At 66.6% G+C, this 13,500-nt stretch carries 10 protein-coding genes; 7 read left to right on the top strand and 3 right to left on the bottom strand.

What is annotated here, in order from left to right; translation table 11 throughout:
• Position 1: 1 nt before the first annotated feature.
• Both nrdF and ACIPKM_RS17765 read left to right on the top strand, forming a co-directional pair.
• Positions 2 to 976 (top strand): class 1b ribonucleoside-diphosphate reductase subunit beta, encoded by a 975-nt coding sequence (gene nrdF / locus ACIPKM_RS17770; RefSeq protein WP_071303048.1) that lies wholly within the window; start codon positions 2 to 4, stop codon positions 974 to 976.
• A gap of 280 nt (positions 977 to 1,256) precedes the next feature.
• Entirely contained in the window at positions 1,257 to 4,940 is a 3,684-nt protein-coding gene (locus ACIPKM_RS17765; RefSeq protein ID WP_402737237.1) for a hypothetical protein, read from the top strand.
• A gap of 375 nt (positions 4,941 to 5,315) precedes the next feature.
• On the opposite strand, the gene ACIPKM_RS17760 is transcribed toward ACIPKM_RS17765, so the two are convergent.
• The 3 genes from ACIPKM_RS17760 to ACIPKM_RS17750 form a co-directional block, all read right to left on the bottom strand.
• Complete coding sequence (locus ACIPKM_RS17760) at positions 5,316 to 5,741, bottom strand: hypothetical protein (protein ID WP_402737236.1); 426 nt, start codon at positions 5,739 to 5,741, stop codon at positions 5,316 to 5,318.
• A gap of 136 nt (positions 5,742 to 5,877) precedes the next feature.
• On the bottom strand, positions 5,878 to 6,927 hold the full coding sequence (locus tag ACIPKM_RS17755; RefSeq protein ID WP_402737235.1) for a methionine synthase: 1,050 nt from the start codon (positions 6,925 to 6,927) through the stop codon (positions 5,878 to 5,880).
• Between the two features lie 20 nt (positions 6,928 to 6,947).
• The gene (locus ACIPKM_RS17750; protein WP_402737234.1) at positions 6,948 to 7,907 is read right to left on the bottom strand and encodes a putative oxygenase MesX; all 960 of its coding nucleotides are present in this window, start codon (positions 7,905 to 7,907) and stop codon (positions 6,948 to 6,950) included.
• A gap of 75 nt (positions 7,908 to 7,982) precedes the next feature.
• Between ACIPKM_RS17750 and ACIPKM_RS17745 the strand changes: the two genes are divergently transcribed.
• The 5 genes from ACIPKM_RS17745 to ACIPKM_RS17725 all read left to right on the top strand — a co-directional run bounded on the left by ACIPKM_RS17745 (position 7,983) and on the right by ACIPKM_RS17725 (position 13,359).
• Positions 7,983 to 8,927 (top strand): LysR family transcriptional regulator, encoded by a 945-nt coding sequence (locus ACIPKM_RS17745; protein ID WP_229085495.1) that lies wholly within the window; start codon positions 7,983 to 7,985, stop codon positions 8,925 to 8,927.
• Positions 8,928 to 9,060: 133 nt separating this feature from the next.
• Positions 9,061 to 10,962, top strand: a complete 1,902-nt coding sequence (locus ACIPKM_RS17740; protein WP_402737233.1) for an ABC transporter ATP-binding protein — start codon at positions 9,061 to 9,063, stop codon at positions 10,960 to 10,962.
• Positions 10,963 to 11,037: 75 nt separating this feature from the next.
• Entirely contained in the window at positions 11,038 to 11,610 is a 573-nt protein-coding gene (locus ACIPKM_RS17735; protein ID WP_254803984.1) for a DUF2510 domain-containing protein, read from the top strand.
• 23 nt (positions 11,611 to 11,633) lie between these two features.
• Positions 11,634 to 12,125, top strand: a complete 492-nt coding sequence (locus ACIPKM_RS17730) for a GNAT family N-acetyltransferase (RefSeq protein ID WP_402737232.1) — start codon at positions 11,634 to 11,636, stop codon at positions 12,123 to 12,125.
• Positions 12,126 to 12,246: 121 nt separating this feature from the next.
• Positions 12,247 to 13,359, top strand: a complete 1,113-nt coding sequence (locus ACIPKM_RS17725) for a GDSL-type esterase/lipase family protein (RefSeq protein WP_402737231.1) — start codon at positions 12,247 to 12,249, stop codon at positions 13,357 to 13,359.
• The last annotated feature ends 141 nt before the right edge of the window (positions 13,360 to 13,500 follow it).

The raw sequence follows: 13,500 nt of genomic DNA, 5'->3' as shown, positions 1-13,500 counted from the left end.
GTTGGTCGAGAAGCTGAAGCTCATTGATCGGGTCCAGGCCATCAACTGGAACCGCATCCAGGACGACAAGGACGTCGAGGTCTGGAACCGCCTCGTCAACAACTTCTGGCTGCCCGAGAAGGTGCCGCTGTCGAACGACGTGCAGTCGTGGAACACGCTGACGCCGGCCGAGCAGAAGCTGACCATGCGCGTCTTCACCGGCCTGACGCTCCTGGACACCATCCAGGGCACCGTCGGCGCCGTGTCGCTCATCCCCGACGCGATCACCCCGCACGAAGAAGCCGTCTACACGAACATCGCGTTCATGGAGTCGGTGCACGCCAAGAGCTACTCGTCGATCTTCTCGACCCTCGCGTCGACGCCCGAGATCGACGAAGCCTTCCGCTGGTCCGAGGAGAACCCGAACCTGCAGAAGAAGGCCCAGATCGTCATGGACTACTACCAGGGCGACCAGCCGCTGAAGCGCAAGGTCGCTTCGACGCTGCTCGAGTCGTTCCTGTTCTACTCCGGGTTCTACCTGCCGATGCACTGGTCGTCGCGGGCGAAGCTGACGAACACTGCCGACCTCATCCGCCTGATCATCCGGGACGAAGCCGTCCACGGGTACTACATCGGGTACAAGTACCAGAAGGGGCTCGAGCAGCTCACGCAGGCCGAGCGGGACGAGCTGAAGGACTACACGTTCTCGCTCCTGTTCGAGCTGTACGAGAACGAGGTGCAGTACACGCAGGACCTCTACGACGAGGTCGGGCTGACCGAGGACGTCAAGAAGTTCCTGCACTACAACGCCAACAAGGCGCTGATGAACCTGGGCTACGAGCCGATGTTCCCGAAGAACATCACGGACGTGAACCCGGCCATCCTCTCGGCGCTGTCGCCGAACGCTGACGAGAACCACGACTTCTTCTCGGGGTCGGGGTCGTCGTACGTGATCGGCAAGGCTGTGAACACTGAGGACGAGGACTGGGACTTCTGAGTCTGGTCTGATTCGTGGGACGTCCCGCTGGCTTCGGCTGGCGGGGCGTTCTTCGTTCACGGGCGGAGTCGCTGATGCGGCCGGATAGAGGGCGCTCATCGAGATTCGTTCCGGACGAGCCATGGAAGTCGCGGAGGCCGCGTTGAGGTACCTGAGAGAGGCTGTGGCCGCTGGAAGGCCGGCTTTCGGAATTCGCAGGTCTTCGACCGAGTCGTTCGGCAGCGGCTGGTAGGCGCTGCGAGGTTCGGTGACCCGGCGTGGGGGGCTGGACCAATGAGGCGTGGGCGAGTCCAACGTCGAGTACCGTGTGAAGGTGAGCAAAGCCCCACTCCGCCTTGACGACGTTGTGCAACTAGATTCACTAGCACCCGACTACCGAGAACGGGACCACAGCACCTATCTCGCGGCGCTCGAGCACGCAATCGACGCTCAGCCCGGTGCGCGCAACATCGCGCTCGCCGGGCCATATGGCGTCGGCAAGAGCAGTGTTCTCACCGAGCTCGCGAGACGACGCAAGCGCCAGGTCATCAACATCTCGTTGCTCACACTCGGTGTTCAGCCGGAACCATTGAGTGACACCACCGACATGAATCCGGCGGCGAACACCACCACCAATCGCATACAGAAGGAAATTGTCAAACAGCTGCTGTACCAGCAGAGTCCCGGAAAGACGAAGCAGTCCCGATTCCGCCGGATCGATCGCCCGCACTGGTGGATCGAGCTGCTGGTCGCCTCCATCGGGGGCACAGTTCTGGTCAGCCTCTTCTTTCTCGCCGGGGTGCTGGACTCAGCACTGCGATACGTCAGGATCGAACCGCCGTCGTTTGAAGAGTGGCTGCGACCCGTGGCGCTCGCGGTTCTCGCGGTTGGTGCAGCGGGGTGCGTCGTCCTGCTCGCCCGGATGGTCAGCCGCGGCCGCATCGGCATCGACAAGGTTGCGGCTGGCCCCGCAACGATCTCCCTTCCTGCTAGGTCAACGAGCTACTTCGATGAGTACCTTGACGAACTCATCTACTTTTTTGAGGTGAACCGACCACGCGACATTGTCATCATCGAAGACCTAGACAGGTTCGGTGACCCGCTCATCTACGAGTCGCTGCGATCCTTGAACGCGCTTCTAAATGCAGCGCACCAACTTCGGCAACGGAACATCCGCTTCGTTTACGCCGTCCGCGACAGCGTGTTTGAACGACTTGGCCGCGAACCCGATGGTCCGACAGATGATACGCGCGCCGAGCTTGGTCGCGGGAATCGCACGAAATTCTTCGAGCTTATCATCCCCATGGTGCCGTTCATCACCCACAAGAACGCGCGTGACCTCCTGCAGCGAACCCTGCAAGCCCGCGGCTACTCCATGTCGAGAGAGTTGATCGATCTCGCCGCACGACATCTCCCGGACATGCGACTCATTCACAACATCATCAACGAATATGAGGTCTTCAAGCGACAACTCCTCGACGTTCCCACGCCGGTTCCCGAGCTGACCAGCGAGCGGCTTTTTGCGCTGATGCTGGTCAAAAACACACAGGCAAAGGACTTCGAAGCGATACGCCACGGCGAGAGCAGCTTGGACAAGCTCTACGACACCTGGCGTGCATTCGTAGTCGCAAATCAGGACCGACTTCGAACGGACACCGATCAGCGATATCGCCGTATTCAACGCCAGACAGCCGCCGAGGAGCACGCCAAGCAACTTGCCGAAATCCTGCATCTGCGCATCCAAGGCCTCTTCCAAGCAGCCGGAAGTGGCCTGGCAAGTGACGCTATTAGCGTGGATGGGGTCGCTGTCGACGAGGCGCGCATACGAACCGCCGCGTTCTGGGATGACCTTCGAGAGCATAACCGAACGATCGACCTCGTTGCGCAGAATACGCATTCCTATAGTCATCAAATGATGCGGTTAGGGCTCGACGAACTCGAAATGCTCATCGGTATGCCAATTGCCCACGCTGCGTTTTCAGCCGAAGCAGTCGCGAAAGAGCACGCTCAAACAGCGCGGAACGGTGTCGCGTTGCAGTTCCTGCGGCGACATTCGTGGAAAGACCTATTCCTCCGCTCGGAATTTACTCACTCTGTGGCCGAAGGGGAGGCGCGGACATTCCGCGAGTGGGCCTCCGAACTCCTGCCATCTTCCCTCGTGGTGGAGCTCGTCGAGCACGGGTATGTTACCGAGTACTTCCCGCTCCACGTCTCAGCGTTCTATGGTGAACTTATCCGCCCAGACGCAATGACCTACATCATGCGCAATATCGACCACGGAACGGCCGATCCGGAGTATCCTCTCGAGCCGGAGGACGTCGATGCCATCCTGGCCGACCAAGGCAGGTCAATCTTGTCCGAACCGAGCGTGCGTAACGTGTCGATCATCGATCGTTTGTTGGTCTCTGACCTTGCCGGAGCAACGTCCGTCATCAGATCCCTCCGCGGGGCCGAAGGCATCGCCTTCATCGATCGATACCTCAGCGCCGGGCAAGAAAAGGCTATCTTCATTGCGACGCTCGCGCCGCACGCGACTTTCCTCGTGCGGTACCTCGTGGAGGACGCACCCCTCGAGCTTGAAGAACGTATTCGCATGGTCAGCGTTGCCATAGATCACCGAGACCCTGACCTTGACTTCGAATTGAGTGACTCGATCGCGGTGTTCCTCGAGCACCATGGCGCCCGGATGTCGGTGCTCACATCCGAACCGGGCGAGCACGCTCAACTGGCAGTCGACTTCGTGCATTCCGCAGGTGCAACACTCCCCGATGTCTCCGCACTATCCCGTGCCGCCAGAGCCTCGATGGCCGGGACGCGCGCATATCGCCTTACTGCCGGGAACTTGACGCACTTGACGGGGTCGACCTCCTTGGCGCTAGATCGCCTACGTGAGCACAATGGTGAGATGTACAGGTACGCGCTCGACGAGCCCGAGTTGTATTTTGCGGCTCGCGCGGCTACATCGGAAACGTCTCCTACCATTGATGAGGCTTCCAATTTTGCAGCCATACTCCGAGACACAGAACGTTGGAAGTTCGAGCAGCTCGTCGCGTTAGTTGAGGGGGTGAGTGAGCACTGCGAGGTTGAAGTGCTCCGGGAGGTTCCGGCGATCAGCTGGCCCATCCTCGCTCAGCAGGGCCGCGCGCCTGCAACTTTCGAAAACGTCGACGCCTACCTAGGCCACTTCGGCGACGTCGATGCGCCTTTGGCAGCATGGCTTCGCGAGGCTGACAGCATCGGCGACGTACCGGACGTGGGTGAAGAGGCACGAATGCGCATCGCTGCGGCGATCATCAACGCTGGATCAGAGCACATCAGCGTGCCGCACAGGATCAAGCTTGCTGCAGCTCTGCAGCCCGGCAGGCTGCCGACTGCCGAACTCGTCCCGGAGCGCGGCGTGCTCGTCGGGGAGCTCCTCCGAGCTGGTCTCATCGTGGATGATGAGTCCGCGTTCAATACCCGGTTGATGCTGGACTGGCCGACACAACAGCACGCAATAGTGAACTCTCCGTCGTTTGAGAATTTTGTCGGGCCAGACGTACTAGCGCCGCAGTTCATCGCGCCGTTGATGCGAAGCGTCGAGGTTTCATCTCGCAGTCAGACTGCCCTGATCAGTGCCTTCGGGCAGTATAAGTCTGTCCCCAAGGACGCGTTCCGCGCCATCGCCGAATGTGCTCTCTCCGGACGGGTCCAACTCGCGCCGTCGGAGATAGCAATGCTTCCCCGGGGCGACGTACCGGCCTCCAGTATCCTCGAGCTTCTGAATCGAGGTGGTGAGTTTGTGCCGCTCGACCTGGTCCGACAAACGCTCCGGCGACTCGGCGAACCGTACGCTGCGGTCGCTGATCTCGGCAGACGTCGCCCTCTGCTGCCTTCAACTTCCGCAGTTCGCGGACTTCTGCAGCGCTTGAACGCAGCCGGCATCGTCTCCGGATGGAAGGACGATCCTACGGGCGGAGTCCGGGTCACGATGCACCGCGGCTAACGTGACGTGAAACGCGCGATTGCGCGTCGCTCCGATACTAGAGGCCTGCATGCATGAAGGGCCTCACTGGTTCTGTGGCGCGGTCCAGATAGCGATAGCTTGCCTGGACGTCGTTGAGGAGAGCGATGATGACGTGGGGACCGGCGTGCAGCGCCGGCTCGGTTCTGTCTCAGAGATTAGTGATTAACGAGATGGGGGACGCACACAGCGCCGCCGCGGGCGTTTACGAGCCGGTCGAGCTGATCGTGCTACCGAGGCACCATCGACCGCGACCCTCGCTGCGGGGGTCTGACGGCCGAGCACGAACGGCGAACGGCGAGCATCAGAGGTGCAGCTCTCCGAACGGGAAGATGCCGTCCGTCGCGTAGGCACCCTTCACGTTGGCGGCGTCGTGCCAGCGCCCTCCGTGTCGTCCGCGCCGGCCGGACCTTTCCCAGCCTGATCGAGGTTCTCATCCGGGTCGCCCATGTCGCCGGTCGCTGCGCCGACGGCGGACAAGCCGAAGTGGTTGCGGACGGCGTTTGCCTCGGCGGGGGACACGGAGTGTCCTGGCACGATTAAGGGAGCGCCCTTGATCGCGCCCTTCGTGTACCCGACGCGTAGATCGGCGCCGTCGAAGGCAGCGTCCTCGACCGGAACGAGCGCCTGGCGCCTCCCGAGCACACCCAACGCGACGCTGACGTAGGCGGCGCTTCCGTCCTCATCGGACGGGAACACTTGCGTTACCTTGCCGACCGACGCGCCGTAGCGATCGCGGACCGTCGCGCTCTCGACCTGGTGGATGAGGCGTTTGGGGATCATGGACGTAGTCAACGCTGCATGCCTGATGCTTCCAGGCGACTTAAGGACCAGCGCGACGTGACCGACCGAAAGTGGCCGCGCCTCCAGGCCAGATCGAGAGGCGCGCACGCGGCGGACGCGACGAACGGGATCGCGCCTAGCGACCCGACGGGACGGCAGTGCCGACGAGCTCCGCCCGCACGATGTCCGCACCAGCGGACAGCGCACTGAGCTTCCCCAACGCCGCACCCCGCGCCAGCGGCGCCATCCCACAGTTCGAGCTGGGGATGAGCTTGTCCGCATCGACGAACTCGAGCGCCCGCCGCAGCACCTCAGCGACCTCGTCCGGAGTCTCGACGACCTCGGTCGCGACGTCGATCGCCCCGAGCATGACCTTCTTCCCCCGGATGAGCTCCACGAGGTCGAGCGGCACGTGCGAGTGGATGCACTCGAGCGACACGATGTCGATCGACGACTGCTGCAGCAGCGGGAACGACTGCTCGTACTGCCGCCACTCCGCCCCGAGCGTCTCCTTCCACTTGTTGTTCGCCTCGATGCCGTACCCGTAGCAGATGTGCACAGCGGTCTCGGCGCGGAGCCCCTCGGTGGCGCGTTCGAGCGCGGCGACGCCCCAGTCCTGCACCTCGTCGTGGAACACGGTGAAGGCGGGCTCGTCGAACTGGATGATGTCGACGCCGGCGGCCTCGAGCTCGCGGGCTTCCTGGTTGAGGATCGTGGCGAACTCCCACGCCAGCTTCTCGCGAGACTTGTAGTGCTGGTCGGAGAGCGTGTCGATCATGGTCATCGGCCCGGGCAGCGCCCACTTGATCGGCCGGTCGGTCTGCGCCCGGAGGAACTTGGCGTCGTCAACGAACACCGGGGCGGGACGGCTCACGGCGCCGACGACCGTGGGGACGGCAGCGTCGTAGCGGTCGCGGATCCGGACGGTCTCCTTGCGCTCCTGGTCGATGCCGTCGAGGTGCTCGATGAACGTCGTGACGAAGTGCTGGCGGGTCTGCTCGCCGTCGCTGACGATGTCGATCCCGCGGTGCTCCTGCTCGTGCACGGCGGATCGGAGTGCGTCCTGCTTGCCCTCGGTCAGGGCGGCGCCGTCGAGCTGCCAGGGGGACCAGAGGCGCTCGGGCTCGGCGAGCCAGGACGGCTTCGGCAGGCTGCCGACGATCGCGGTGGGAAGGAGAGAACTCATGCGGGTGCGGGTCCAGACGGTCAGCGGGCGGGGGCGGGCTCGGCAGCGAACTGCGAGAGGAGCGCGTGGTGCGGCGTCACGAGGTGCTCCTCGGTCCACCGGCCCTGGGTGATTCCGAGGCGGCTGCGCTCCTCACGGTCGTAGGTGACCGGGGTGGGCGTGAAGTCGGTGTGGTCGAGGGTGGGGCGGTACGTGCTGCCGGCCGGGGTGTTCGCTGCGTAGATCTCCGGGCGGTAGATCTTCTGGAACGTCTCCATGGTGGCGATCGTGCCGATGAGCTGGAGGTCCGTGTAGTCCCCGGTCAGGTCGCCGCGCGTGTAGAACGCGAGCGGGGCCGACGCTCCGGCGGGCTGGAAGTACCGGACCCGCATGCCCATCCGGCCGAAGTAGTCGTCGGTGAGCGAGGAGTGCTCGTGCTCGTACTCCGCGCCGAGGACGGGGTGGACGTACCCGGTCCGGCGGTAGGTCTGGCTCGTCGAGACGCTGATGCAGACGACGGGCTCGGCACTGAAGCCGTCGTGGAACGCCGACGACGAAAGGAACCGCTGGAAGAGCGCCCCGTGCAGCACACCGAAGTCGGACGGCAGGCCCGGCGACGACGGCAGCAGCACCGAGAAGTCGTAGTCGCGCAGGTACGACGAGAAGTTGTTGCCGAGGATGCCGTGGTGGTGCTCGCCGGTGTGCTGGTCGACGATCGTGACGTCGAGCATCTCGAGCAGCGGGAACTCGGCGTCCGATCCACCGTCGGAGAACTGCAGTGCGGCCGAGACGATGTCGAGCTGCAGGCGGTAGCGATCACCGGCAGCCGAGAGCTCGTTCGCGCGCTCGTCGATCATCGCCAGCGCAGCACGGAGGTTCTCCTGCCGGCACTCGCCGCGCGCCAGGTTGGCGAAGTTCGTGGTCAGCCGGGAGCTGTCCGACGGGGAGTAGTCCTCGTCGAACCGGGTCCGGGTGATGCTGAAGGTGATCTCGCTCGCCATGATGCATCGATCATGGCGGGATCCCGAGGCCATCAGGTAATACCGAGACACTATGCGGCGGTATAGCCTCGGCCTATGGCACGGGTCTCGAACGACATCACCCTGCAGCAGCTCCGGTACTTCATCGAGGTCGCGACCGAGGGCTCGATGAGCGCTGCGGCCGATCTGCTCTACGTGTCGCAGCCGACCATGTCCGCGGCGATGAAGGACCTCGAGACACGGATCGGTCGCCCACTCTTCACCCGTTCGGCCCGGGGTGTCGTGCTCACCGTCGACGGCGTCGAGTTCCTCGGGTACGCCCGGCAGGTCGTCGAGCAGGTCTCCCTGCTCGAGCAGCGGTACGTCGGGCGGCAGGCGTCGCGTCGGTTGCTCGGGGTGTCGGCGCAGCACTACTCGTTCGCCGTCGAGGCCTTCGTCCGGATGGTCGAAGCGGCGGCCGCGGACGAGTACGAGTTCTCGCTCCGTGAGACCCGCACCTGGGACATCATCGAGGACGTCCGCACCCTGCGGAGCGAGGTCGGCATCCTCTACCGCAACGACTTCAACAAGCAGGTCCTCGGGAAGCTGCTGCGGGACGCCGGCGTCGTGTTCACCCCGCTGTTCGTCGCTCAGCCGCACATCTTCGTGTCGCGGCGGAACCCGATCGCGTCGCGGGAGCGGGCGACCCTCGAGGACCTCGCCGACCTGCCCCGACTCACGTTCGACCAGGGCGCGAACAACTCCTTCTACCTCGCCGAGGAGATCCTGTCGACGATGTCGAGCAAGCGGGAGATCCGGGTCTCGGACCGAGCGACGATCTTCAACCTCATGATCGGCCTCGGTGGGTACACGATCTCGACGGGCCTCATCAGCGATGACCTCGACCCCGAGATCGTCGCCATCCCGCTCGACGTCGACGAACGCATCGAGATCGGGTGGATCTCCCACGCCTCGGTTCCCCTCACCGTGCAGGCGCAGGCGTACCTGGACGAGTTGCGAGCGGTGGTCACGAGCTACGGCGTCGAACCGCTCGCGCGGTGACCAGCCTGGAGGCGCGACCCGCCTCCGTCAGGCGGGTCGCGCCTCCAGGCTCCCGCGACCGGCGCGGGGCGCGACGGACCGCCGTATCCTGGCTGCCGGCCCGCGTCGACTCCGCGGCGCGGAGGGAACTGCCATGAGCATGGAAGGCGCGGCCTGGAGCTCGCTCTACAAGATCTCCACCGCCAAGGACGGCAGGAACGGGTTCTCCCGCGAGTCGCTCCGGCGCATCATGACGTTCGCGACGCCGTACCGCGCCAAGCTCGTGGTCTTCATCGCGCTCTCGATCGTCGGCGCGTTCCTCGCGGTCGCGACTCCGGTGCTCGCCGGCCAGGTGGTCGACGTCATCGCCGCTCGTGGCGCGGTCGGCACGATCGTCTGGCTCGCGGTGGTCATCGCCGTCGTCGCCGTGGCCGACGCTGCCTCGTCGCTCGCGACCCGGTGGTACTCCGCCCGCATCGGTGAAGGGGTGATCCTCGACCTGCGGACGGCGGTGTTCGACCACGTGCAGAAGATGCCGATCGCCTTCTTCACCCGGACCCGGACGGGCGCGCTCGTCAGCCGCCTCAACAACGACGTGATCGGGGCGCAGCAGGCCTTCAGCGGCACGCTGTCCGGCGTGGTCACGAACCTCGTGGCGCTCGTCCTCACCCTCGCCGTGATGCTCAGCACGTCGTGGCTCGTGACGGTGATCGCGGTGCTCATGCTGCCGCTCTTCCTGGTGCCGGCTCGCCGCATGGGTGGTCGACTCGCGGCCCTGCGTCGCGAGGCCGCCGACCACAACTCGGCGATGAGCACGCAGATGACCGAGCGCTTCTCCGCACCCGGAGCCACCCTCGTGAAGCTCTTCGGTCGGCCGGAGGAGGAGTCCGAGGAGTTCCGCGTCCGTGCGGCGCGCGTCCGGGACATCGGCGTGCGCACCGCGATGCTGCAGTTCGTCTTCGTCACCGCCCTGACGCTCGTCGCGGCCCTCGCCCTCGCGCTCGTCTACGGCCTCGGCGGGGTCCTCGCCCTCGGCGGCCAGCTGAACACGGGTGACGTGGTCACGCTCGCGCTCCTCCTCACCCGGCTGTACGTGCCGCTGACCAGCCTCGCGAACGCCCGTGTCGAGATCATGAGCGCGGTCGTCAGCTTCGAGCGGGTGTTCGAGGTCCTCGATCTCGAGCCGCTCATCCAGGAGAAGCCCGGCGCCGTGGCCGTGCCGGACGGTCCGGTCGCGGTGGAGTTCGACGACGTCCGGTTCGCCTACCCCTCGGCGGACCGCGTGTCGCTGGCCTCGCTCGAGGAGGTCTCCACGCTCGACACCCGCGGCGGGGACGAGGTGCTGCACGGCATCTCGTTCCGGATCGAGCCCGGACAGACCGTGGCGCTCGTCGGGACCTCGGGCGCGGGCAAGTCCACGATCGCGCAGCTGCTCTCGCGGCTCTACGACGTCGACCAGGGCGCCGTCCGGCTCGCCGGTGAGGACGTCCGCGACGTGACCTTCGAGTCCCTCCGGCACACGATGGGCATGGTGACCCAGGACGGGCACCTGTTCCACGAGACCATCCGCTCGAACCTGCGGCTCGCGCGGCCGGACGCCTCCGACGACGAGGTGTGGGACGCGGTCCGCCGCGCGCGCCTCGAGTCGCTGATCCGGTCCCTGCCGGACCAGCTCGACACGATGGTGGGGGAGCGCGGCTACCGGCTGTCCGGCGGGGAGCGGCAGCGGATGACGATCGCGAGGCTCCTGCTCGCCCAGCCGCGGGTGGTCATCCTCGACGAGGCCACGGCGGCCCTCGACTCCACCTCGGAGGCCGCGGTGCAGGCCGCCCTCAGCGAGGCGCTCGAGGGACGCACGGCGATGGTGATCGCGCACCGACTCTCCACCATCCGGAGCGCGGACCAGATCCTCGTCGTCGAGGACGGCTCGATCGTGGAGCGCGGGACGCACGAGGAGCTGCTCGCGGCGGGCGGGCGGTACGAGGAACTGCACCGGACGCAGTTCGCGGTGCAGAAGGACGTCGCTCCGGACGAGGTGGGTCCGGCGAGGGCGTAGGTGCACTCGGCCGCCGTGCTGCACTACGGTCGGGGCGGGGGTTCGATGCTCCCGCCGACCCCCGAGGAGCGCACCGTGTCGTCACCGACGCCGCCAGGCTGGTACCCCGACCCGTCCGGTCAACACGCCACCCGGTGGTGGGACGGCACCCAGTGGACCGTGCAGGTCGGCCCGCCGCCCGCGCAGCTGCCCCGCCAGCGGCTGCCCGAACACGTGCCGACGGACACCGTGTTCGTCTGGGTCCTCGCGCTGCTCCCGCTGCTCTCCCTGCCCGTCACCTTCCTCTACGAGCCGCAGGTCCGGTACGGCGTCGGTCCGGGAGGCGTCCGGACGGTGGACCCGACCTCCATCTACACCGCCGGGTACTTCCTGCTGCAGGCGTTCTCCGTGCTCCTGTACGCCGCGAACGTCGTGCTCGCGTTCTTCGACCACCGGGCCCTCGGGCGGCGGGGCGTCGTCCGGCCGTTCTCGTGGCCGTGGGCGTTCCTGTCGCCGATCGTCTACGTCATCGGCCGGTACGTCGTCGTCCGCAAGGTCGCACCCGGACGGCCCATGTGGCCGCTGTGGATCAGCATCGCCGTCGTCGTCATCGGCATCATCGTCGGGATCGGTCGGGCCGTCGCGGTGTTCCAGCAGCTGCTCCCGTAGTCGTCACCGGACGAGGACGAGTCGTGCCCTGCACACGAGCGACGAGCGACGACCTGGACGAGTTGCGGACGTTCCTGCTCGAGGCCGACCTGACGGTCGCCGGCCTCGACTCGCCGGCCGTGCAGATCTGGCTCGAACGCGGACCCGAGGGCGGGATCATCGGCAGCACCGGATTCGAGCTCAGCGCGGACGGCGCGCACGCCCTGATCCGGAGCGTCGCGGTGTCCGGCTCGATGCGGGCGTCCGGGGCCGGTACGCGGCTCGCGCGCTTCGCGCTGGCTGAAGCGGCTCGAGCGGGCGCGGGTCGAGCGTGGTTGTTCTCGCGGCGGTCGGGGCCCTTCTGGCAGAAGCTCGGCTTCACTCCCGCAGACCGCGACGTGCTCGCTTCCGTCCTGCCCGGGACGCAACAGGTGCGCCTCTTCACGTCGACCGGGCAGCTCGGACGCGAGGTCGCGTGGTCACGCGAGCTCGTCAGTGGCGACGCCTCGTTCCGGGTCCGCGAGCGGGGCGCGTAGCATTGCCCGACCCGGCGCTCGGTCGCGGAACACACCCCAACGCACGGGAGGCAACGTGAACGGCCCACTGCGGAGCACTGTTCGTGGACGGCGTCGAGGGGGAGCCCGGGTCGTGGCCGGTGTGGCCGTCGCACTCCTGGGCATCGTCGTGTCGGGGTGCTCCACGCAGACGGCCCCGAAGGCCGCCGATCCCCTCGCCACCTGGAACGCTGCCGTGGCCGACCGGGCCGACGAACCCGCGAACTGGGTCGCCCTGGGAGACTCGATCACCGAGGGGCAGGGTGCCTCCGCCCGCTCCACCCGGTGGATGGACCTCACGCTCGACGGGCTCCGCACGGAGCACCCGACGGACGCTGTCACCGGTGGCGCCGGGTACCTCCCGGCACAGTTCGCCGTGTACGGCCCGGACTCGACGTGGGGTGACTGGGCGACCGCGAGCACGGGGTCGAGCCAGTTCGACGCCACCGCACCCGACCTCGGTTACCGATCGGTCGCGATGCAGGCAGGCGCTTCGCGCACCTACGCATTCACGGGCACCGGGATCGACATCTGGTGGGCGCGCTACCCCGGGTCCGGCGACTTCACCTACAGCGTCGACGGAGCCGCACCGGAGACCGTCGCCACGACGGGGAACGCCAGCACCGGCACGACGACGACGGTGGACGGGTTGTCGAGCGGTGAGCACACGGTGACCGTCACCGCTGTCTCGCCGTTCTCCCTGCTGGGGTTCACGATCTTCGACGGCGACCGGGGCAAGGGCATCCACCGCTACGACTCCGCCCACTCCGGAGCGACGATCGCGACCTTCACCGAGGACCAGGAGGGCTTCCTGACAGCGGTGCGTCGTGCTGCTCCGGACCTCGTCACGATCACGCTGGGTGGCAACGACGCGTCGAAGCTCACCCCCGAGGAACTCGGGACGCAGTACGTGGCGTTCCTGAAGGCGCTCGCGGCGCTCCCCACGAAGCCCTCGCTGCTCGTGATCGGTGAGTTCGACCCGGCGTCGAGCATGACGGACGGCATGGCGAGCCCGTGGTCGACCTACCTCGCCGAGATCGAGAACGCCGCAGCCAAGGGTGGCGCTGCCTTCGTCGGCCTGGCGGACGCTCTCCCGCAGGCCGACCACTCGGGCACGGGGATCTACTCGACGGACGGCATCCACCCGAACGACTCCGGCCAACGGCGGATCGCCAAGCTCGTGCTCGCCACCCTGGCTGCGCACGAGGACGACTGACGGACTGGAGGCGGGGGGGGGGCCGGGCCCCCCCCCCCCCCCCCCCCCCCCGGGCGGGGCGGCGGGGGGGGGCGCCCCCCCCCCCGCCCCGCGGGGGGCGCGGGGGGGGGCCCCGGGGGCGGCGGCGCCGCCCCCCGCCCC

Origin of the sequence: Curtobacterium sp. NPDC086286 (genome assembly GCF_044746255.1) — a bacterium.
Classification (GTDB): Bacteria; Actinomycetota; Actinomycetes; order Actinomycetales; family Microbacteriaceae; genus Curtobacterium.
The sequence above is the reverse complement of the archived record's forward strand: the minus strand, read 5'-3'. Positions and strand labels throughout refer to the sequence as shown.